This is a genomic window from Aurantimicrobium minutum (assembly GCF_029894165.1).
GTDB classification, from domain to species: domain Bacteria; phylum Actinomycetota; class Actinomycetes; order Actinomycetales; family Microbacteriaceae; genus Aurantimicrobium; species Aurantimicrobium minutum_A.
Genome location: NZ_JARXXU010000001.1, coordinates 872,778 through 893,024 on the forward strand (window position 1 = coordinate 872,778; position 20,247 = coordinate 893,024).

The 20,247-nt window shown below is 57.5% G+C and carries 22 protein-coding genes; 12 read left to right on the forward strand and 10 right to left on the reverse strand.

Features of this window, described 5'->3' with window-relative positions; translation table 11 throughout:
- Positions 1 to 15: 15 nt before the first annotated feature.
- Positions 16 to 414, reverse strand: a complete 399-nt coding sequence (locus M2119_RS04475) for a hypothetical protein (RefSeq protein WP_280803755.1) — start codon at positions 412 to 414, stop codon at positions 16 to 18.
- Positions 415 to 416: 2 nt separating this feature from the next.
- Positions 417 to 1,874 (reverse strand): aminopeptidase P family protein, encoded by a 1,458-nt coding sequence (locus M2119_RS04480; protein WP_280803756.1) that lies wholly within the window; start codon positions 1,872 to 1,874, stop codon positions 417 to 419.
- Positions 1,875 to 1,942: 68 nt separating this feature from the next.
- Between M2119_RS04480 and M2119_RS04485 the strand changes: the two genes are divergently transcribed.
- Both M2119_RS04485 and M2119_RS04490 read left to right on the forward strand, forming a co-directional pair.
- The gene (locus tag M2119_RS04485) at positions 1,943 to 2,815 is read left to right on the forward strand and encodes a PHP domain-containing protein (protein ID WP_280803757.1); all 873 of its coding nucleotides are present in this window, start codon (positions 1,943 to 1,945) and stop codon (positions 2,813 to 2,815) included.
- Positions 2,808 to 3,710: a DMT family transporter gene (locus tag M2119_RS04490; RefSeq protein ID WP_280803758.1), complete on the forward strand. Its 903-nt coding sequence runs from the start codon at positions 2,808 to 2,810 to the stop codon at positions 3,708 to 3,710. Before M2119_RS04485 ends, M2119_RS04490 begins: the two co-directional genes overlap by 8 nt.
- On the opposite strand, the gene M2119_RS04495 is transcribed toward M2119_RS04490, so the two are convergent.
- Entirely contained in the window at positions 3,711 to 4,409 is a 699-nt protein-coding gene (locus M2119_RS04495; RefSeq protein ID WP_280803759.1) for a hypothetical protein, read from the reverse strand.
- A 9-nt stretch (positions 4,410 to 4,418) separates the two neighbouring features.
- A complete protein-coding gene (locus M2119_RS04500; protein WP_280803760.1) occupies positions 4,419 to 5,867 on the reverse strand; it encodes a DEAD/DEAH box helicase in 1,449 nt (482 codons plus the stop codon).
- 138 nt (positions 5,868 to 6,005) lie between these two features.
- Between M2119_RS04500 and M2119_RS04505 the strand changes: the two genes are divergently transcribed.
- Positions 6,006 to 6,728, forward strand: a complete 723-nt coding sequence (locus tag M2119_RS04505; protein ID WP_280803761.1) for a ferritin-like fold-containing protein — start codon at positions 6,006 to 6,008, stop codon at positions 6,726 to 6,728.
- A gap of 25 nt (positions 6,729 to 6,753) precedes the next feature.
- On the opposite strand, the gene M2119_RS04510 is transcribed toward M2119_RS04505, so the two are convergent.
- Positions 6,754 to 6,978, reverse strand: a complete 225-nt coding sequence (locus M2119_RS04510) for a DUF3107 domain-containing protein (RefSeq protein ID WP_280803762.1) — start codon at positions 6,976 to 6,978, stop codon at positions 6,754 to 6,756.
- 231 nt (positions 6,979 to 7,209) lie between these two features.
- Between M2119_RS04510 and M2119_RS04515 the strand changes: the two genes are divergently transcribed.
- Positions 7,210 to 8,391 carry an acyl-CoA dehydrogenase family protein gene (locus M2119_RS04515; RefSeq protein ID WP_280803763.1) on the forward strand — a complete coding sequence of 394 codons (1,182 nt, stop codon included), beginning with the start codon at positions 7,210 to 7,212 and terminating at the stop codon, positions 8,389 to 8,391.
- Here the strand turns inward: M2119_RS04515 and M2119_RS04520 are convergent.
- Genes M2119_RS04520 through M2119_RS04530 form a run of 3 tightly spaced genes read right to left on the reverse strand, consistent with a single transcriptional unit; the run spans position 8,388 to position 10,658 of the window.
- Positions 8,388 to 9,128, reverse strand: coding sequence for an ABC transporter ATP-binding protein (locus tag M2119_RS04520; RefSeq protein WP_280803764.1), 741 nt, complete (start codon positions 9,126 to 9,128; stop codon positions 8,388 to 8,390). The genes M2119_RS04515 and M2119_RS04520 overlap by 4 nt on opposite strands.
- A complete protein-coding gene (locus M2119_RS04525) occupies positions 9,128 to 9,928 on the reverse strand; it encodes an ABC transporter permease (protein ID WP_280803765.1) in 801 nt (266 codons plus the stop codon). Before M2119_RS04525 ends, M2119_RS04520 begins: the two co-directional genes overlap by 1 nt.
- 37 nt (positions 9,929 to 9,965) lie before the next feature.
- The gene (locus M2119_RS04530; RefSeq protein WP_280803766.1) at positions 9,966 to 10,658 is read right to left on the reverse strand and encodes a phosphocholine cytidylyltransferase family protein; all 693 of its coding nucleotides are present in this window, start codon (positions 10,656 to 10,658) and stop codon (positions 9,966 to 9,968) included.
- A 209-nt stretch (positions 10,659 to 10,867) separates the two neighbouring features.
- Here M2119_RS04530 and M2119_RS04535 point away from each other — a divergent pair, with 209 nt between their 5' ends.
- Genes M2119_RS04535 through M2119_RS04555 form a run of 5 tightly spaced genes read left to right on the forward strand, consistent with a single transcriptional unit; the run spans position 10,868 to position 13,998 of the window.
- On the forward strand, positions 10,868 to 11,146 hold the full coding sequence (locus M2119_RS04535; protein WP_280803767.1) for a DUF3039 domain-containing protein: 279 nt from the start codon (positions 10,868 to 10,870) through the stop codon (positions 11,144 to 11,146).
- Entirely contained in the window at positions 11,139 to 11,978 is an 840-nt protein-coding gene (murI, locus tag M2119_RS04540; protein ID WP_280803768.1) for a glutamate racemase, read from the forward strand. Before M2119_RS04535 ends, murI begins: the two co-directional genes overlap by 8 nt.
- An 8-nt stretch (positions 11,979 to 11,986) precedes the next feature.
- Positions 11,987 to 12,721: a ribonuclease PH gene (rph, locus tag M2119_RS04545; RefSeq protein ID WP_280803769.1), complete on the forward strand. Its 735-nt coding sequence runs from the start codon at positions 11,987 to 11,989 to the stop codon at positions 12,719 to 12,721.
- Positions 12,722 to 12,724: 3 nt separating this feature from the next.
- Positions 12,725 to 13,309 carry an RdgB/HAM1 family non-canonical purine NTP pyrophosphatase gene (gene rdgB, locus M2119_RS04550; protein WP_280803770.1) on the forward strand — a complete coding sequence of 195 codons (585 nt, stop codon included), beginning with the start codon at positions 12,725 to 12,727 and terminating at the stop codon, positions 13,307 to 13,309.
- Positions 13,306 to 13,998, forward strand: coding sequence for an SDR family NAD(P)-dependent oxidoreductase (locus tag M2119_RS04555; RefSeq protein WP_280803771.1), 693 nt, complete (start codon positions 13,306 to 13,308; stop codon positions 13,996 to 13,998). The genes rdgB and M2119_RS04555 overlap by 4 nt, the downstream gene beginning before the upstream one ends.
- Here the strand turns inward: M2119_RS04555 and M2119_RS04560 are convergent.
- Together M2119_RS04560 and gabT are read right to left on the reverse strand one after the other, a co-directional pair.
- Positions 13,995 to 14,984, reverse strand: a complete 990-nt coding sequence (locus M2119_RS04560) for an asparaginase (RefSeq protein WP_280803772.1) — start codon at positions 14,982 to 14,984, stop codon at positions 13,995 to 13,997. The two genes, M2119_RS04555 and M2119_RS04560, sit on opposite strands and share 4 nt — an antisense overlap.
- A gap of 71 nt (positions 14,985 to 15,055) precedes the next feature.
- Positions 15,056 to 16,399 carry a 4-aminobutyrate--2-oxoglutarate transaminase gene (gene gabT, locus M2119_RS04565; RefSeq protein ID WP_280803773.1) on the reverse strand — a complete coding sequence of 448 codons (1,344 nt, stop codon included), beginning with the start codon at positions 16,397 to 16,399 and terminating at the stop codon, positions 15,056 to 15,058.
- A 144-nt stretch (positions 16,400 to 16,543) separates the two neighbouring features.
- Between gabT and dxr the strand changes: the two genes are divergently transcribed.
- Genes dxr through ispG form a run of 3 tightly spaced genes read left to right on the forward strand, consistent with a single transcriptional unit; the run spans position 16,544 to position 20,182 of the window.
- Complete coding sequence (dxr, locus tag M2119_RS04570) at positions 16,544 to 17,626, forward strand: 1-deoxy-D-xylulose-5-phosphate reductoisomerase (protein WP_280804452.1); 1,083 nt, start codon at positions 16,544 to 16,546, stop codon at positions 17,624 to 17,626.
- Positions 17,627 to 17,670: 44 nt separating this feature from the next.
- Entirely contained in the window at positions 17,671 to 18,999 is a 1,329-nt protein-coding gene (locus tag M2119_RS04575; RefSeq protein ID WP_280803774.1) for a M50 family metallopeptidase, read from the forward strand.
- Positions 19,000 to 19,054: 55 nt separating this feature from the next.
- Positions 19,055 to 20,182, forward strand: a complete 1,128-nt coding sequence (gene ispG / locus M2119_RS04580) for a flavodoxin-dependent (E)-4-hydroxy-3-methylbut-2-enyl-diphosphate synthase (protein WP_280804453.1) — start codon at positions 19,055 to 19,057, stop codon at positions 20,180 to 20,182.
- Positions 20,183 to 20,247: the final 65 nt, after the last annotated feature.

Sequence of the window (20,247 nt, forward strand, 5' to 3'; positions counted from 1 at the left end):
GTCGGGCTTCGTGTTCTAAGGCAAAGATTCCGGTGCGGTTCGAGGTGCACGACCCGTCGGAGATTTCCACGCCCACCAGAGCAGGGGAAGCTGCAGGGGGAGGCGAAGCCATGCAATGACGGACAACAGGGTGTTGTCACTGCCGAGCTGGTCGACGGCATACCAAATGTTGGCAGGCCAAATAGCGAGCAAAGTGAGTGTTGTCAGCAGGGGAGCCCACCGTGAGCGAAGAATGAGGCCTCCGGCGCAGAGTAGTTCCACGACGCCACTGGCATAGACCAGCGTGAAATTGACGTTATCGCCCAGTTCGGGTGGCATCAGCCACAGAAAACTTCTAGCACTGACAAGGTGGAGGACACCGCTGACTGTAAACAGCGCGATAACAATCCAACTTCCGACACCGCGCTGGGACATGACTACTTCCGCTTCTTCTTCGCCAAAGCTTCGGCTTTGATCTGAGCAGCTTTCTGGGCTGTGGCTGCAGCAGCGTGCGGGGCCAGCCATGCTTCGACGTCATCAGCGGTGCGAGGCAGGTTGATCGTGAGATTCTCGGCACCGGTGGCGGTGACCAGAATGTCATCCTCGATGCGCACGCCAATGCCGCGGTATTCCTCAGGAACGGTGAGGTCATCGGGCTGGAAATAGAGGCCAGGCTCAATCGTGAAGATCATGCCTTCCTTGACAATGCCATCCATATACATTTCTCGACGGGCTTCCGCGCAGTCATGCACGTCAATACCGAGGTGGTGGCTGGTGCCGTGCACCATATAGCGGCGGTGGTGTTGGTTATCTGGCAGGAGTGCGTCCTCGGCGGTCACAGGGAGCAGCCCCCACTCCGCGGTCTTCTCCGCAATGACTCCCATGGCGGTGTTGTGCACATCGCGGAAGGTAATCCCGGGCTTCACCATCGCGAACGCAGCATCTGCTGCCTCGCGAACTGCTTCATAAACTTTGCGCTGCACGGCAGTAAACGTGCCGCTGACCGGCAGTGTGCGCGTCACATCTGCGGTGTAGTAACTTTCGCGCTCCACGCCTGCATCAATGAGGATGAGGTCGCCGTCAGCGACCACGCCGTCGTTGTTCACCCAGTGCAGGATGCAGGCGTGTGCTCCGCTGGCGGCAATGGTGCTGTATCCGACACCATTGCCCTCTAGACGGGCACGGGAGGCAAACGCCCCTTCAACCAAGCGCTCACCGCGCTGGTTACCGGCGATAGCCGGCAGGACGCGGGCAATATCTGCAAAGCCGCGAATACTCGAGGCAACGGCCTCCCGCATCTCGTTGATCTCCCACGCGTCTTTCACCAAGCGCATTTCTGAAAGATCGCGGGCAATGTCTTCAGGGATCTCGGTGACCTGAGCATCTGCGTCAGGAAGGTCGTTGAGGTGACGGGTAGCCAGGGCGAGATCTCCCGCTACTTGAGCTAAAGAGGGACGAGGGCCCACCCAAAATTCACCAATGTCACTGTTGGCATAGAACTCGTCGGAGTCACGGCCTGCGCGCTCGCGAAAATACAGGGTTGCGCCGTGTCCCGAGGGCGTTGGCTCCATGACCAGCACAGCATCCGGTTCACTATCTGAGCCCCAGCCCGTGAGGTAGCTGAAGTCAGAGTGTGCACGAAATGGGTAGAACGTGTCATTGCTGCGACGCTTCATCGCTCCTGCAGGAATCACGATGCGGCGGTCCGGGTAAAGGGCACTGAGTTGTGCGCGGCGAGCGGCTGCATAGGGTGCCTGCTCGCGAGGTTCAGGAATAACTTCGTCGCGGTCCGCCCATTCACTGGCGATGTAGGTCTGGAAAGTCGTTGATGCCGGAGTGGTGGAGCGGTTGGCAGTGCCTAGAGGAGCGTCTTCCGTGACATCGTTCTCGTTCATATCTCTAGTCTGGCACCGCCGAGCAGAGAAAATGCGGAGAGCGTGCCCGACAGCCCTAGAGTGAAAGGGTGGAAGCATTCTTGAGCGCGCAGGGTCCTATCGACCTTCACCTGCACAGCAATGTTTCTGATGGCACGGGATCGCCCGCCCAGGTTGTGCGCGAAGCCCATGCTGCCGGCATGCGCACGATGGCATTGACCGACCATGACACCGCAGCGGGCTGGGATGAAGCCATCGACGAATGCCAGAAGCTCGGCATGACCTTTATCCCCGGTATTGAGTTTTCTTCCCGGATTGAGATGGGCAGCATCCATATTTTGGCGTATTTGGTGGACCCCCACTTTGGCCCCTTCGCCGCAGAACTCGACAAACTCCAAAATGATCGAGAAAACCGCCTGCGTCAAATGACAGAAAAGGTCAGCGCGGACTACGACATCACCTGGGAACACGTACTTGAGCAGATTGCTGAATCTGGAAAGTCTGTCGGAAGACCCCACCTTGCTGATGCGCTTGTTGCGCGCGGGATCATCACCGAGCGCAGTGAAGCATTTAGCGGCATTTTGTCCAAGGAAGGCCCCTATTACGTCTCGCAATATGCGTTGGATCCCGTTTCCGCGGTGTCGTTGATACGTGCAGCGGGCGGAGTGCCCGTGATGGCGCACCCCACGACCAAGGGCCGTGTTGCGCCCATGGAATACATTGACCGCCTTATTGCGGCAGGGCTTGGTGGATACGAAATCGACCACCGCGAAAACATTGAACCGGGCAAAACCATCCTGCGTGAACTCTGTGAAGAGCGCGGCCTCATCATCACCGGCTCGAGTGACTATCACGGCACCGGCAAACCCAACAAGCCGGGTGAAAACACCACTGCTCCAGAGATGTTGGCCAAGATTATTGAGCAGGGCACCGGGTCAGAGCCGGTGTATCCGCGTGGCTAAGCAGTCGATGAAATATGCCGGACTGCTGTTCGGATTTATCGGTATCGCGTCATTCTCACTCTCACTGCCGATGACGAAGCTTGCCCTGCACGGCTTCCCTCCCTTGTTCCTGGGGGCAGGCCGGGCCGTTGTGGCGGCGGTCATCGCCGCTCTCGTACTTCTCATTACCCGATCGGCACTGCCGCAGGGCACACAATGGTTCCGCTTAGTCGTGGTGGCACTGGGTGTCGTGGTGGGGTTCCCCTTCTTCACTTCTTATGCCTTGCAATATGTCCCTGCCTCCCACGGCGCGGTCATGATTGGATTGTTACCAGCTGCCACGGCGGTCGTTGCCGTGCTTCGCGGCAAGGAACGCCCCTCGAAGGTGTTCTGGGTAGCCGCGGTCATGGGCGCTCTCGCGGTCGGAGTGTTCGCGATCATGACGACGGGCACAGAGTCCGGACCTGCTCTGGGGGATCTTTTCTTGGTTGCCGCCGTCGTCTTGGCCGCGATTGGCTATGGCGAGGGAGGATTACTGTCCCGCGAAATCGGGTCCTGGCAAACCATTAGTTGGGCACTTGTCGTTGCACTGCCGGTGATGGTTCCGCTGGCGTGGACGAGCGTGGCAGACCTGAACTGGACTGCCGTTCCGGGTTTAGCCTGGTTGGGTTTTGGGTATATTTCCGTGATCTCGATGTATTTGGGCTTCTTTGCCTGGTATCGCGGTTTGGCTATCGGGCCAATGGCGTCCGTCAGTCAAATTCAGCTCCTGCAACCGGTGCTCACCATAGTGTGGTCGGCATTGTTCTTTGCTGAGATTGTCGGTCCTAGCGTGTGGATTGCGGCAGCCGCGGTGATCGCGTGTGCGGGGATAGCAGTGCGGGCGAGAGTGAAAACTCTCGCCATCACGCGCTAGTTACCAGCCGGTCCAGCCAAGCTTGTCGGCGCCCACAGCGATGAAGATGCAGTAAATGGCAAAGAACACAGCCACAAAGCCCAGGATCTTGAACTGGTGATCCATGGTGAAGCGGAAAAGTCGATCCAGGCTTGCCTCCGCTTTGTGGCCACGAATCAGGCGCCACAGCGGAGGAAGAACAACACCGATGAGAGCGATGACATAGACCAGGACAGCGGTGGGTACTTTGAACCACCAGTCCACATCTGCTTGCGCTATGTCGTGCAGGGCAGGAATCAGCAACGCAAAACTCGTGATGTCTTTGATGCTCAGTGCAAAAGCCACGCCAAAGAACGTCCACGGACCTGCTTTATTCAGACCCGCTGTCAGACGCTTCTCGGAACTTTTAGCCAGTTCAGGATGTGGCATGAACAGCCACATCGCACTGGCGCCCAACACGATGCCCACAATCAGCCAGATTGCCCCGTCAAGAGGTGACCGGTGACTACTGTCCAGGGGCAGTGAGGCAAAGCCGAGGAGCAGAACAGTAATCGCGATGGCGAACGCGAGTGCCGCACCCACGGCTGTTGCGGTGGTGCGCTTCACCCAGTGCGGTGACACTGCGGCAACGAGTTGCAGGCCAAACAGAGAGGGCGTGAAGGCAGCGCCAATTGCCAAGGGAATAACCCTCAGCAGCAGCTCAATCTCGTCCTTGCCCATATCGGTTGATTAGTTGGTGGCAGCGCCCAGGCCGGGTCCGCGACGACGGTTGCGTGTGCGCGAGCGAGCAGGGTTGTTACCATCGTGGTGTTCTTCACCGCGGCCATCGTGTGCACCACCGGCAACGCCGTGGGTGCCCTCAGGGCTCACATGCTTGGGCGGGTTGTTGGTGCGTCGACGGTTACGGTCACCTGAGCCTTCACGTTTGTCGCCCTCGCGCTTGTCCCCGTCACGCTGACGGCCGGTGTGGCCCTCAGCTGTTTTGGTGGGAGGGGTGGACTTCAGGCGACCCTTGGCACCCTCAGGGATGTTGAGGTCGGTGTACAGGTGTGGTGAAGACGAGTACGTCTCGGTAGGTTCGGGCTGGCCGAACTCAAGCGCCTTGTTGATGAGGGCCCACTTGTGCAGGTCTTCCCAGTCCACAAAAGTCACGGCGATACCGGTCTTCCCGGCACGGCCGGTACGACCTGCGCGGTGCAGGTAGGTCTGGTCTTCATCAGGAATGGTGTGGTTGATCACGTGGGTCACGTCATCAACGTCGATACCGCGGGCTGCAACGTCAGTGGCGATGAGGATTTCCTTCTTGCCCGACTTGAAGGCGGCCATGCCGCGTTCGCGCTGCTCTTGGTTGAGGTCACCGTGCACGGCAACAGCAGGGAAGCCACGGTCAGTCAGTTCTTCAACCAGACGCGACGCCGCACGCTTGGTGCGGGTAAAGATCACGGTCTTGCCACGGCCTTCAGCCTGCAGGATGCGGGCGATGACCTCATCCTTGTCCATGTTGTGTGCGCGGTATACCAAGTGCTTGATGTTGGCCTGAGTCAGGCCCTCATCGGGGTCAGTGGCACGAATGTGGATGGGGTTGTTCATGAAGCGACGGGCCAGAGCCACGATGGGTCCAGGCATCGTGGCGGAGAACAGCATGGTGTGACGCTTGGGGGGAGTTTGCGCGAAGATCTTCTCAATGTCGGAGAGGAAACCGAGGTCGAGCATCTTGTCAGCCTCATCGAGCACGATTTCTTCGATGGCAGCCAGGCTCAACAGGCGCTGGTTGGCCAGGTCGAGAAGGCGACCAGGGGTTCCGACCACAATCTGGGCACCTGCTTTGAGCTGCTCGACCTGTCCATCGTAAGACTTACCACCGTAGATGGAGACGACCTTGGTCTCGCGGTTCGAGGTGGCCAGTTCCATATCCTCTGCCACCTGAACACACAGTTCGCGGGTGGGGACAACGACGAGCACCTTCACGCCAGGCTCAGGGTGAGTTCCCAAACGCTGAATGATGGGCAGGCCAAAGCCGAAAGTCTTACCGGTGCCGGTCTTGGCCTGGCCAATGATGTCCTGACCGCCGAGGGCCAGGGGGATGGTTTGTTCCTGAATGGGGAACGGTTCCAGAATTCCCTTAGAAGCGAGAGCTTCAACGATGTCTGGATCGATATTTAAATCAGCAAAAGTCACTTCAGTGCCTGTCGTGTAAAAGGTTCTACGCCTTTTATTTCTTCACCCAGGCGTAGGGCTACCAATCCGTTGTCGGTAGCGACATTCCCAGCTTATCGTCGCCTCGCTGATATGCCGGTTAAGGAATAGGCTGGGGAGGTGGTCTTCTCCTGGTTCCGTTCTCGCAAGCGCGGCATTATTACGCCAACCCTGAAGCCACGAGTGGACAAGATCGAACGCGAAGAACGTGTCGATTTAGCAGATATGACCCCAGATGTCGTGCCTTTTTTGGCGCAGGTTGCCTACTTTGAACTGGCGGTATTTGAGTCCCTGACCCGTGCCGTCTCTGATTCTCCCACCCTCAATGCCAAAGAGGGTTTGAGCTCGGTCGCCGGTGATGCGCTGATGAAACATCACGGACTCGTGGCAGAGTTGCGCAAGAAAAAGGTCGACCCCGCTGATGCCATGGCACCCTTCGCGCCTGCCATAGATCGCTTTGAACAGCTCACCGTGGGCCGCGACTGGTATGAAACTCTGCTCGGGGTGTATCTCACCGCTGGTTTTCTCGATGACTTCTTTGCTCGTCTCGTGACGGGGTTACCTCGGGCACTTGCGCCACGTATTGCTGAACTTCTAGAAACAGACCGCAATGCGGAAATCATCGTGCCGTTGCTCACAGAAGGCATGGCAGCTAACCCCACGCTGAGCTCACGCCTCGCGGTATGGGGACGTCGTCTGGTCGGTGACACTCAGCTGGTCGCACGCTCCGCACTGCAAATGTCTGGCAACAAAGATGACGACGAACAACGGCTTGAGCCCGTCTTCACTGATCTCATCGCCGCGCACTCGCGCCGCATGGATGGACTCGGCCTGACGGCCTAGTCCAGAGGTTGTGAAAGTGTCGGTATTAGCCGACGAAGCCGATACGGCGGTTCTGGTCTGAACCGAGCTCGACGAAAGCAATGTTTGCGGAGGCGACGAGGTAGGTCTTTCCTTTGTCGTCCGACAGCTTCAGCACGGGCGAAGTGCCACTGAGTGAGTTGGCAACCAGAGTTTCTACTTCTGCCATGGTTTGCGAGGTCTCCAGACCAATTTCACGAGCAGTGTTGATCATGCCAATGCGAATTTCCACGAGAATGCCTTTCGTAAACCGAACAAGCCAACACTATGACAAAAACTTTGCCAGTTAGTGCGCAGAGGGTCTGCTTTCGCGCACAGAGTAATGAACTGCCCGGCGATAACTGCACTGTGTGCCCGGCAGCGCCGGTCAGTAGAAATCCCAACTTGCCTCTACCTCCTTGGCGAGAGGATAGTGAGAGCGTCAGAGTGTGACGAAGCACCTGGCTGATAGTTAGGACTGTTCATGAGTACTGCGTATCCTCCCGTTTCTCTCACCGATGAGATGTTTGACTTCCATGCCCTGTTGAAGCCGGAAGAAATCGAATGGGCCATGAAGGCACGAGATTTCGCTCAAACTCAGATCCGCCCGGTCATCGAGAATGATTTCGACACCAAGTATTTCCGTGCGGAACTCATTCCTCAGATAGCCCAGCAGGGTTTCCTCGGTATGCACCTCAAGGGATATGGCTGCGGTGGGGCATCGGCCGTGAGCTATGGCTTGGTCTGCTTGGAAACGGAAGCGGTGGACAGTGGGTGGCGCACGTTCATCTCGGTGATGGGTTCCCTGGCCATGTCTGCCATTTACAAGTACGGGTCCGAAGAACAAAAAAACCACTGGTTGCCTCAGATGGCGAAGGGCGAGAAACTTGGCTGCTTCGGACTGACCGAACCCCACGGGGGAAGTGACCCTGCCAACATGAAAACCACCGCAGTGCGAGACGGGGATGGCTGGGTCCTCAACGGTTCGAAGCGCTGGATTGGTCTGGCCACACTCGCTGACATCTGCATTGTCTGGGCACAGACCGACGAAGGTGTGCGCGGCTTCATCGTTCCCACCGAAACCCCTGGCTTCCTGGCCACCGCGATTGATGGCAAGCTCTCCATGCGGGCCTCGATTCAGTGCGATATTGAACTCACCAACGTGAGAGTCTCCGCTGACGCTCAGCTGCCAGAGGCGAAAGGTTTGGGTGCTCCACTGGGGTGCCTCAACGAAGCTCGGTACGGCATCATCTGGGGTGCGATGGGTGCTGCCCGTGCCTGTTTGGACGTGGCCATCGAGCGCTCCCGCACGCGCGAAGTTTTTGGTAAGCCCATTGGTTCCTTCCAGCTCACCCAAGCCAAGCTCGCCGACATGACGGTCGAATACGAGAAGGGTGTTCTGCTCGCCCTTCACATCGGACGCCAGAAGGATGCGGGAACGCTCAATCTGACTCAGATCTCTGTGGGCAAGCTCAACAATGTGCGCGAAGCCATCAAGATAGCTTGCGAGGCACGCACCATTCTTGGTGGCGATGGCATCACGGGAGAATTCCCCGTGATGCGCCACATGGCTAACCTCGAGTCCGTGCGCACGTATGAAGGTACTGATGAAATCCACCAGCTCGTGATTGGTCGAGCCCTGACTGGACTCAACGCCTTTAGCTAAAGACCGGGGTAGTCGTTGTTGTAGGCATCCAGAACATCCTGGATGGGGGCATCAAGCTTCAGCGTGCCCTTGTCGAGGTAAAGGCCTCGGCTACAAAAGCGCTTGAGGTCACCTTCGTTGTGGGAGACGAAGAAGAGCGTGCGGCCTTCGCCGAGCATTTCTTCGATCCGGCGATAGCACTTGTTGCGGAAGGACTTGTCGCCAACGGCGAGAACTTCATCCACGAGCAGGACGGGTTCTTCCAAGCTGGTCACCACAGAGAATGCCAGGCGCACCTTCATGCCACTGGAGAGGTGCTTGTAGGGGGTGTCGAGGAAGTCTTCGATCTCGGCGAATTCGATGATGGCGTCAAACTTCTCTGCCACGTGTTCCCGTGTCATGCCGTGCAGGCCAGCGGTCAAATACACGTTGTCTTTGACGGTGAGATCATCGACGAACCCACCCGTGATTTCGATCAGCGGTGCAACACCGGCGTGCACTTTGACGGTGCCCTCGTCGGCAATGAGTACATTGGCCACCAGCTTGAGCAGGGTGGACTTTCCTTGACCGTTGCGTCCCACCACACCAATGGCTTCCCCGGGCTGAACATCGAAGCTGACGTTTCGAAGTGCCCAGAATTCATTGGGCCGAGAGCGTCGGGTTTTCGTGCCAAACAAATCTTTGAAGGAGCGGCGACCTTTATGGTTGCGACGGAAACGAATCCCTGCGCTGTCGACGGTGATCACGGGAGACGTCATTAGATCTCCTTCAAAACGGAACGCTCAGCACGACGGAACACCCACACGCCGATTCCCAAGATAACCAGCGACATGGCTGCGGAGATACCCACAACTGCCCAGTTGAGCTCTTGGGGGAAGAATGCCGCACGATAGAGATCGAAAATGCCCGCGAGTGGGTTGAATGCTGCCCACGGTTGAATCGCTGCAGGAAGGTCGCTATAGGCATAAATGATGGGGGAGGCATAAAACAAGAAGCGCAAGAACAGCTTGATTACGCGTTCTAAGTCACGGAAGAACACCACCAGGGGTGCCACAATGAGGCCAATACCGAAGACCAGAATGGCTTGGATAGCAATAGCCAAGGGGAAGAAGACAACTTCCCAGCTGAGCTGAGCACCAGCCAAGATGGCAAACAGGGCCAAGACGGGTAATGCGAAGACGAACTCCAACCCCTTGCCCAGCACAATGCTCGATACCCAGATGGTGCGGGGGATCGCGGTGGATCGCACCAGCTTGGCGGACTTGAGAAATGCACGGGTCGAATCTGACACGGCTCCGTTAAACCACATCCACGGCAGAAGTCCGGCCAAGAGGAAAACAATATAGGGCTCGGTGCCGGCGGCACGCTGAAAAACCTGGGTGAAAATGAACCAGTAGATACCGCTCATGATCAGGGGATCAAGAATCGACCACAGATATCCCAGAACGCTGGTGGAGTAACGGACCTTGAGGTCACGCCGGGTGAGCAGCCACAGTGCGTGGCGGTAGCGCGTAAAAGCAGACCGTTGATACGGGGACTGCTCCACTGAAGTGCTCACGAAATAAGAGCCTACGGCGTCGGTGAGCCGGACAGGGTTAGACGTAGAGGTTGGCGCGTTCGAGATCTTCAGCGAAGTCGATCTCAACGGCGTAGAGGTCAGAGATGTCGATGGGCTCAACGAGAACCCCATCCTGCTCGATGGCCAGCTCGAGGCCACGCTCGAAGTAGTCCTGGTCGTTGACCTTGGTCAGTTGACGCAGCAGGACGGGCTTGTCTTGGGCTGAGATGTAATTGATGCCCACTGCTTCCCCCAAGCCGCCTGTGACGGTCTTGGAGAGTTCCTTGATGTAGCCCTCAGCTGTGGTGGTGTACTTGACCTCTTCGTCGGAGACGGAGGACGTGTTGACAGAGACGAAGGACTGGTCACGCACAATATATTCCGCTGCACGAACAAGAGCAGTCGGGTCGAAGACGACGTCACCGTTCATCCACAGCACTCCACCGGTGCTCGAGGCGCGCAGGGCGCGCATGAGCGACTTGGAGGTGTTGGTGGTGTCGTATTGTTCGTTGTAAACAAAGTTCACGTCAGGGAAAGCTTCGATGATGTGCTCGAGCTTGTAGCCGACAACAACAGTGATGTGTGCATCGTTGCCGAACGCGTGACGAATGTTTTCCATCTGTTGCTGCATGATGGTGCGACCGTCGCTCAGTTCCGTCAGCGGCTTGGGCAGCGAGCGGCCCAGACGGCTGCCCATACCTGCGGCAAGAATGACAACCTGCGTAGTCACGATAAAACTCCTTGAGTGATGATCAGATGCACCACGAAAAGATAAGCAAACGGGCATCAGAAAAATGTCGATATAACCGACACCCCGTTATGTCTCCATTAGTTTACCTTGCGTTCACCTCAAGCGCCAGATGTGAACAGGGGTAAGTCGTTATTCAGAGATATCTATCAGGGTTCTCTCCTGACCATCCACACTCATAGAATTGGGGCATGAGCTCAACATTCCCAGATGGCACTCCGCTCGAAGGTGGCGGCACTGCCACACTCGACCGCGAACTCGAGGAACTCCTCCGGAATGAGCAGCTCGATGAAGGCGATCACGACCGCTTCTCGCACTACGTGAAGAAGAACGACATTATGAAGTCGGCTCTCTCTGGAAAGCCTGTGCGCGCCCTGTGCGGTAAAAAGTGGACCCCCGGCCGCGACCCTGACAAGTTCCCGGTCTGCCAGAGCTGTAAAGAGATTTACGAAAAGCTTAAAGATGACTAGCGGTCTCTTCAACCGCAATGCCCCGATCGGGGTCTTCGACTCCGGCGTCGGCGGCCTCACGGTAGCCAGAGCTATTCGCGATTCTTTGCCGCACGAATCCATCATTTACATCGGGGACACCGAGCACTCGCCCTATGGCACCAAGAGCATTGCGGATGTGCGCACCTTTGCACTCAATGTGTTGGACCAATTGGTCGAGCAGGGCGTCAAGATGCTAGTCATCGCGTGCAACACCGCCAGTGCTGCCATGTTGCGCGATGCCCGGGAACGCTATGACGTTCCCGTAGTGGAGGTTATTCAGCCGGCCGTGCGCGGAGCGCTGGCGGCCACGCGCAACAATCGCATTGGTGTCATCGGGACGACCGCGACGATCAACTCCCGCGCATACAACGATGCATTTGCGGCTGCTCCGCACTTGCAGCTCTTCACCCAGGCAGCACCACGTTTTGTGGAATTGGTCGAAGCTGGCCAAACAAGTGGGGCAGAAGTGCTCGATGAGGCACGTCGCTACCTCCAGCCCCTCATTACCGCAGACGTCGACACCTTGGTTCTCGGCTGCACGCACTATCCCTTCCTCCGCGGTGCTATTGCCTACGTCATGGGTGACCATGTGCGCTTGGTGTCCAGTGATAACGAAACGGCCAAGGATGTGTACCGCGAGCTCGTGAACCGGGAACTCGACCGTATCGACCCCACACCTCCCACCTATCGCTATGAAGCAACAGGTGAAAACACGGCAGAATTCCTACGCTTAGCCAGGCTTTTCCTTGGCCCTCAAGTCCTCACCGTGGATTACACCCCCACCGGTGCTATCGATCTGCCCCTCACCTAAAGGAACCCATGTCAGAGAACATCACCCGTGCCGACGGCCGTGCCGTCGACCAGCTCCGCCCCATCACCATCGAACGTGGATGGAGTGAGCAGGCGGAAGGCTCCGCACTGATTTCCTTCGGAAAGACCAAAGTGCTGTGCACGGCATCCTTCACCAACGGTGTTCCTCGCTGGATGACAGGCAAGGGCAAAGGCTGGGTTACCGCTGAATACGCCATGATTCCTCGCTCCACTAACTCGCGCATGGACCGTGAAGCAGTCAAGGGCAAGATTGGTGGACGCACGCATGAGATCTCGCGACTCATCGGACGATCCTTGCGTGCAGTCGTCAACACCAAGGCACTCGGCGAAAACACCATCGTGATCGACTGTGATGTTCTCCAGGCCGACGGTGGCACCCGCACCGCAGCCATAACCGGTGCCTATGTGGCGCTCGCAGACGCTATCGCGTGGGGTAAGGCCAACAGCTTCATTGGCAAGAATGCAGAACCCCTCATCGACAGCGTGTCCGCGGTGTCCGTCGGCATCATTGATGGCGTTCCGATGTTGGACCTCGCCTATGTCGAAGATGTCCGCGCGGAGACCGACATGAATGTCGTGGTCACCGGTCGCGGACTGTTCGTGGAAGTCCAAGGCACTGCAGAAGGTGCGCCCTTCGACCGCAACGAGTTGAACTCACTGCTGGATCTCGCTGTTGCCGGTGCTGTGGACCTCACCGAATTCCAGAAGCAGGCTTTGGCCTAACTCATGAACCCCTTCGTGCTCGCCACCCACAATCAGCACAAGACTGAAGAATTCAACGCGATTCTGGGCGAGCTCGTGCCCGGCATTACCGTCGTCGGATACGACGGGCCAGAACCCGTCGAAGACGGGGTGAGCTTTGCGGAAAACGCGCTGATCAAGGCGCGTGCCGCCGCCGCTCACACCGGGTTGCCCTCGTTATCCGATGACTCTGGAATCTGTGTCGATGTACTCGGCGGTGCACCCGGGATTTTCTCTGCCCGCTGGGCCGGTGCGCAGAAAGACAATGCAGCGAATGTGCAACTGCTCCTGGATCAACTCAGCGATGTGCGTGACGGGGATCGTGGCGCCCACTTCACCTGCCACATCGCTGTGGTCATGCCAGAAACGGGAGAAGAGTTTGTCGTCGTGGGCAACTGGCCAGGCCGCATTGCCCGAGAAGTTCATGGCGTCAACGGTTTTGGTTATGACCCCATCTTTATTCCTGAAGGGTTCGAGGTCAGCGCAGCTATCCTCGACCCGTCTGAGAAGAACCGCATGAGCCACCGCTCACGCGCCTTGGTAGCACTGGCAGAAAGATTGAACTCATGACAGATCTCGCAGGCAAGCGCATACTCGTGACCGGGGCCACTGGCGCTCTCGGGTCCCGTATCGCCACACTTCTTGCAGGGGCAGGTTCACAGTTAGTTCTCACCGGCCGCGATGCCCAGAAACTCCAGGACCTTGGCCTCAACGCTGAGTTATTCACCCTTGATTTGGCACAGCCGGGTGCAGCTGCCTCTCTCGTTCACACCGCGGCCAGCGCAGGCCAGCTCGACGGTATCGTCATCGCCCATGGCGTGGTGGCTTTTGGTCCCGTCGCCGAGTTGGATCCTGAAACGGTGAACACTCTCACTGTGCTGAACCAAACCTCAGCCATTGAGTTGCTGCGCGCAGCCATTCCTGCTCTTCAGGCAGCAAAGGCTGCTGGCTCTGAGCCGTTCGTCCTCACTATTTCTGGCGTCATCGCGGACATGCCAACAGCGGGCATGGCAGCATATGGTGCATCCAAGGCTGGTCTGAAGGCGTTTGTGTCGGCAACTCAGCGGGAGCTGCGCCGTGAAGGTATTCGCGTGGTGGACACCCGTCCACCTCACACTGAAACGGGGCTGGCAGGCCGTGCCATTGCAGGTGTGGCTCCTGCGATGCCACAGGGCCTGGACCCCGATGCCGTCGCCGTTCGTATTCTTACTGCGATCACGACAGATGAGAAGGACGTTCCTGCGGAATCCTTCGCTTAGAACGTCGTTCGGAGTTCTCCGACAACATTTCCGCCGCCATACACCTCGGTGTGCAGGCGGGGAACGAGTGCATCCATCTGGGCTTGGCTCAGTGCGCCCACTCGAACCAATGCCTGCAGTGCCACGATTGGTGCCGTGCGGAGATTGCCGTCGAGGATCTTGGTCGCGACGGTGGTGCCATCAGGGGTGGCGATGAGAAACACGCCCTCATAGCCAGATTTGGCAATGAATCCCAGCTCTTCCATGATCACAGTGTCTGGTTCACCTGGTGCGCCCACAACCCAGGGGGTGGCCAACATGGCGGATGTCAGTGCTGTACTCGACGAACCAATGTTGAAAGGTGCAGAGTCGTCTGAGGTAATGAGCTTCGCCACACCACGTGCCAGTGCGGTCAAAGGCATTGCGTGCACGGGTGCTCCGCAGCCATCAACTGCGCTGTGAGTAATGGTTTCTCCGGTGAGATATTCAATGACGTCGCGTATACGCAGCTGCAGAGGGTGTGTGGGGTCGAGATAGGTGCTGGTAGGCCAGTCCTGTTCCAGGCAGGCCAGAAGCATGGCTGCATGCTTGCCCGAGCAGCAGTGGTAAATGGGTTCGGGGCCGCCATTTGCCAGATACACCTGCTTGAGCATGGCCTTATCGATGGGCCATTCGCTGGCACAGCGCAGGTCACCGTCCATGAATTCTCCCCGGGAGAGAACTTCGCGTACTAAGGCAACGTGGTCAGCAGAACCGTTGTGGCTTGCTGTGGCGATTGCTGCGTGGGTGCCCATGAGTTCGATACCGGTGGACATGATGCCCATTGCTTGGAAAAGTTTCATGGCGGAGCGAGGAAAAACTTCTGCGTCAGGATCGCCCTTGGAGAAGCTGACGGTTCCTGTGGGGTCAACGACAACCACGCTGCCGGCGTGACGCGATTCGATGAAGTCATTGCGAACTAAAACGGCGAGTTCTTCAGAGGTAGCGACGGTTCCAGTGCCAGCCATGATCGTGTCCTATTCCTGACAAGAAAGAAGGGGTCACCACTTCTCGTGGTGACCCCTCACAATCTACTTTGTTAGAGAGCTGATAGGGCCTCATCGAGGACGGTGAGAGCATCTTCGAGAAGTGCATCGCTGGTCTTGACCGAGGGGAGGAATCGCAACACGTTTCCGTAGGTTCCGGCCGAAAGCAGCAGGAGACCGTGCTGGGCGCCATAGGCGACCATGCTGGTGACTGCTTCCGGGTAGGGGTCTTTGGTTCCGGGGTGAACAAGCTCGATAGCAAGCATGGCGCCCTTGCCGCGGACGTCACCGATTTCAGGGTGCTTATCCTGCAGCGTGCGCAGGCCACCACCCAGGACTCGCTCGACGCGCTTGGCTTCTTCGAGCAGGTTGTCTTTCTCGATTTCGCTGAATACGGCGATAGATGCTGCACAGGAAACAGGGTTACCGCCGAAGGTTCCGCCCAGTCCACCGGGGTGAGATGCGTCCATGATTTCGGCGCGACCGGTTACGGCAGCGATAGGCATACCTCCACCGACACCCTTCGCAATGGTGATGAGGTCAGGGACGAAACCAAAACCTTCACTGGAGAAGTAGGCGCCGGTACGAGCCATGCCTGCCTGTACCTCGTCAGCGACGAAGACAACGTTGTTTGCAGTGCACCAGTCCTGGATGGCATTGAGGTAGCCATCAGCAGGAACGATGAAGCCACCTTCACCCTGAATGGGCTCGGCAAAAATAGCGGCCAAGTCCTGAGCCCCGACAGTCTTCTCCAGGTACCAAATGGTGCGCTTGGCTGCCTCGGCCCCGCTCAAACCGTCGCGGTAGGGGTAAGAGCTCGGTGCGCGGAAAATAGAGGGTGCGGTGGGACCATACCCGGTTGCATAGGGAGCGTTCTTGAAGTTCATGCTCATGGTCAAGTTAGTGCGACCGTGATACGCGTGATCAAGAACAGCAATACCGTTCTTGCCGGTGTACTTGCGGGCAATCTTGACCGCGTTCTCCACTGCCTCCGCACCGGAGTTGCACAACATTGTGCGCTTGGCGTGGGTACCCGGTGTGTGCTTCGCCAAAAGTTCAGCAACACGGACATACCCTTCGAAAGGGGTCACGGTGAAGCAAACGTGAGTGAAGTGGTTGGCCGCTTCGGTGACCGCTGCCACCACAGCATCGTTTGCGTGACCAATGGTAGTCACGCCGATGCCGGTCGCGAAGTCGATGAACTGGTTGCCGTCAATGTCTTTCACAATCGAGCCGTAGGCGTTCTCGATGTAGACCGGCAGGGCTGCGCCCACGCCGGGAGGAATAACTTCTGCGCGTCGCTTGTGCATTTCCTGAGACTTGGGCCCAGGAATCGCGGTGACAATCTTGCGTTCCTGTGTGACTGCAACTGAGGCGGGGGCAGAGGTGTTTGACATAGTGCAATCCTAACTTCGAAGCGTTCAAATGCAGTGGGTGTTGGGCCGAAATATTCGCTATTTCTCAGGGAATTTACAAAAGTCGCGATCTGTTGCGCGTGATGCAACAAACATGCGCAGCCCAGCCGTGGAAAGATGGCAGGTATGCGTCGCATCCTCATCCTCGGATCTTCAGGTTCTATCGGAACCCAAGCGCTCGACGTGATTCGAGCCAACCGCGACCGTTTCGAGGTTGTCGGTCTTTCCGTCGGCTCGAATCGCGAGATGCTGCATGCCCAGGCAACCGAGTTTGGTGTGAGCAATATTGCCGTCGGTCACGCTGAAGCAGAGGACATGGTTCGCTCGGTTAATGCCGATGTTGTGCTCAACGGAATTACCGGTTCTGTGGGCCTGGGGCCCACCCTCGCAGCACTCGAAACAGGCAAGACGCTGGCACTGGCCAACAAGGAAAGTCTTATCGTGGGCGGAACTCTGGTGACAGATTTAGCCACCCCTGGACAGATTGTTCCCGTGGATTCAGAGCATTCGGCGATAGCCCAAGCCTTAGTTTCAGGTACCCACGCAGAAGTCCGGCGGCTCGTTCTCACTGCATCCGGTGGACCTTTCCGAGGCAGAAGCCGTGAGTCTCTCGTGGATGTCACCCCAGCAGAAGCTCTCGCTCATCCCACCTGGGACATGGGCCTGGTGGTGACCACGAACTCTTCGACCTTGGTCAACAAGGGTCTGGAGGTTATCGAAGCGCACCTGTTGTTTGATATTCCATTTGACCGGATTGACGTGACGGTGCACCCGCAGTCGATCGTGCACTCGATGGTGGAGTTCGTGGATGGTTCCACGATTGCTCAGGCCTCGCCTCCCGATATGCGTTTGCCTATTTCTCTAGGGCTGGACTGGCCGCACCGCGTTGCGGGGGTGGGGGAGCCCCTGGATTGGTCGACGGCTCAGAACTGGACATTCGAGCCCTTGGACGAAGACGCATTCCCTGCAGTCTGGTTGGCCAAACAGGTCGGTGTTGCTGGCGCAACCTTCCCCGCCGTCTTCAACGCGGCCAACGAGCAGGCCGTGATGGCCTTCCATGCAGGTCGCATTGGGTATCTGGACATTTTGACCACGATTCAGCGCGTAGTGGACGAACACACTCCGGAGTCGGGCACACTCACCCGCGAAGCTGTTCTCGACGCAGAGCTGTGGGCACGTCAGCGTGCGGATGCTGTCATCGGCAACTAGGTGTTCTCGGGTGATTGTCAGACGGTGGAGTTAATCTTTTTCTAATGGATACTTTCTGGCTCTACGTATTGGGCATCGCCATCTTTGTGATTGGTCTTGCCGTCTCTATTGGTCTGCACGAAATAGGCCACTTAGTCCCTGCGAAGATCTTCAAGGTGCGTGTTGGCCAATACATGATTGGCTTTGGTCCCACCTTGTTCTCGCGCACAGTGGGCGAGACGGAATATGGCGTGAAAGCCCTCCCGCTCGGGGGGTATATCTCGATGGCGGGCATGTTCCCACCCGGTGATGAACCCACCGAATCTAAGCGGGGAATCCGTCGCCTCTTTGGCAAGCTCGTTCAGGATGCCCGCCAAGCCAGCGACGAGAGCATGGTTGATCTCGACCGTTCTCGGGCTTTTTATCACCTGCCCGTCTGGAAGCGCATCATCATCATGCTCGGTGGCCCGTTCATGAACCTGCTGTTGGCCTTCGTCCTATTTGCCATCTTGGTTGTAGGTTTTGGTCAGCCCACGTCGTCGACGACTGTGGCTGGTGTGACCGAGTGTGTGACAGCAGAAGGCGTGCCTGCTGAGTGCAGTGCGGACACTGTGGTGGCACCGGGAGCTGAGGCGGGTCTGCTCGCGGGCGACACCATCATTTCCATTGACGGTGAGCCCGTCACTGACTGGAATTCGGGCACAGAGGTCATTCGTTCCTCTGCCGGGGTGCCACTCACCGTCGTCGTGGAGCGTGATGGTGCAGAACAGACCCTCATCATCACTCCGGTTACCGCTCAACGACCTGAATACGATGCGCAGGGCGCACCCGTTTTAGATTCTTCGGGCAACCCCCTCATCTCTGAAGTTGGTTTTGTGGGCATTTCCCCCGAAACCAAGCTTCAGTCTCAGCCCATCACGGCAGTGTTCCCCATGATGTGGCAAAACGTCACTGGCGTGACCACCATGATCATCAACCTGCCCCAGCGCATGGTTGATGTGGGGCAAGCTGCCTTCGGAACTGAAGCACGCGACCCCAACGGTCCGATCGGCGTTGTTGGTGTTGGACGTGTGGCTGGGGAAATCACCAGCACAGACATGGTCCCCACTGAAGCGAAGGGTGCAACACTCATCGGTCTTCTTGCGTCGTTGAACATCGCGTTGTTTGTTTTCAACATGGTGCCACTGCTTCCACTGGACGGTGGCCATATCGCCGGTGCTATCTATGAAGCCATCCGTCGACAGGTTGCGAAACTTCGTCACAAGCCAGACCCGGGGCCTTTTGACACCGCAAAGTTGATGCCTTTGACCTTGGTTGTCGTCATTTTGCTTGGTTCAATGAGCGCTCTTCTGCTCTACGCGGACATCTTCAAGCCAATCAGTGTCTTTGGCTAACCATTTCTGCACTTTCCACGCGTAAGCTATTGCCGTGCCAGCTGTGAATTTGGGAATGCCCAAGACCCCTGAAGTCCTTACCCCGCGTCGTCAATCACGCCAAATCAAGGTCGGCAAGGTGCTTGTTGGTGGAGATGCCCAGGTGAGCGTGCAGTCCATGTGCACCACGCCCACGACGAACATCAATGCGACCCTGCAACAGATAGCTGAACTCACTGCATCGGGCTGTGACATTGTTCGTGTTGCTGTGCCCAGCCGGGACGACGCTGAAGCACTTCCGATCATTGCGAAGAAGAGTCAGATCCCCGTCATCGCGGACATCCATTTCCAGCCCAACTACGTCTATGCCGCCATCGATGCAGGGTGTGCTGCTGTTCGTGTGAACCCGGGCAACATTCGTAAGTTTGATGACCAGGTGGGTGAGATTGCTCGTCGCGCCAAAGAGGCAGGCGTCAGCATCCGTATCGGGGTGAACGCTGGTTCACTTGATCCTCGGCTGCTGGAAAAGTATGGCAAGGCGACCCCCGAGGCGCTCGTGGAGAGCGCAGTGTGGGAAGCGAGCCTGTTCGAAGAACACGATTTCCATGACTTCAAGATTTCGGTCAAGCACAACGACCCTGTCGTCATGGTCAAGGCCTACCGCCAGCTCGCAGAGCGTGGTGACTGGCCACTCCACCTCGGTGTGACGGAAGCGGGTCCGTCCTTCCAGGGAACCATCAAGTCGGCAACCGCCTTCGGCATTCTGTTGGGCGAGGGAATTGGTGACACTATTCGTGTTTCCCTTTCCGCTCCTCCCGCAGAAGAGGTCAAGGTTGGTCTGCAGATTCTGCAGTCATTGAACCTGCGTGAACGCAAGCTCGAAATTGTCTCCTGCCCCAGCTGCGGCCGTGCGCAGGTTGATGTCTACAAGCTGGCTAATGACGTCACCGAAGGCCTTGAGGGCATGACCGTGCCACTGCGTGTTGCCGTGATGGGTTGCGTGGTGAATGGACCGGGTGAAGCACGCGATGCTGACCTCGGTGTTGCCTCGGGTAACGGCAAGGGCCAGATTTTCGTCAAGGGTGAAGTTGTGAAGACTGTTCCCGAGAGTGAAATTGTTGCCACGTTGATTGAAGAAGCCAACCGACTAGCTGCGGAGATGCCTGCCTCTGAAGTTGGCACCGTTCAGGTCATCACCCCTTAAACCCTGGAGTTGCCCAATGTCTGGTCCGTTTCTTGTTGCCGCGTTTGTTTTCTTGCTGCTCATTG

Bases quoted from the DNA above. Each gene is read 5' to 3' on its own strand.
- M2119_RS04475 (WP_280803755.1), bottom strand. From the start codon at position 414: ATGTCCCAGCGCGGTGTCGGAAGTTGGATTGTTATCGCGCTGTTTACA.
- M2119_RS04480 (WP_280803756.1), bottom strand. From the start codon at position 1,874: ATGAACGAGAACGATGTCACGGAAGACGCTCCTCTAGGCACTGCCAAC.
- M2119_RS04495 (WP_280803759.1), bottom strand. From the start codon at position 4,409: ATGGGCAAGGACGAGATTGAGCTGCTGCTGAGGGTTATTCCCTTGGCA.
- M2119_RS04515 (WP_280803763.1), top strand. From the start codon at position 7,210: ATGAGTACTGCGTATCCTCCCGTTTCTCTCACCGATGAGATGTTTGAC.
- M2119_RS04520 (WP_280803764.1), bottom strand. From the start codon at position 9,128: ATGACGTCTCCCGTGATCACCGTCGACAGCGCAGGGATTCGTTTCCGT.
- M2119_RS04535 (WP_280803767.1), top strand. From the start codon at position 10,868: ATGAGCTCAACATTCCCAGATGGCACTCCGCTCGAAGGTGGCGGCACT.
- murI (WP_280803768.1), top strand. From the start codon at position 11,139: ATGACTAGCGGTCTCTTCAACCGCAATGCCCCGATCGGGGTCTTCGAC.
- rph (WP_280803769.1), top strand. From the start codon at position 11,987: ATGTCAGAGAACATCACCCGTGCCGACGGCCGTGCCGTCGACCAGCTC.
- rdgB (WP_280803770.1), top strand. From the start codon at position 12,725: ATGAACCCCTTCGTGCTCGCCACCCACAATCAGCACAAGACTGAAGAA.
- M2119_RS04555 (WP_280803771.1), top strand. From the start codon at position 13,306: ATGACAGATCTCGCAGGCAAGCGCATACTCGTGACCGGGGCCACTGGC.
- M2119_RS04560 (WP_280803772.1), bottom strand. From the start codon at position 14,984: ATGGCTGGCACTGGAACCGTCGCTACCTCTGAAGAACTCGCCGTTTTA.
- gabT (WP_280803773.1), bottom strand. From the start codon at position 16,399: ATGTCAAACACCTCTGCCCCCGCCTCAGTTGCAGTCACACAGGAACGC.
- dxr (WP_280804452.1), top strand. From the start codon at position 16,544: ATGCGTCGCATCCTCATCCTCGGATCTTCAGGTTCTATCGGAACCCAA.
- M2119_RS04575 (WP_280803774.1), top strand. From the start codon at position 17,671: ATGGATACTTTCTGGCTCTACGTATTGGGCATCGCCATCTTTGTGATT.
- ispG (WP_280804453.1), top strand. From the start codon at position 19,055: ATGCCCAAGACCCCTGAAGTCCTTACCCCGCGTCGTCAATCACGCCAA.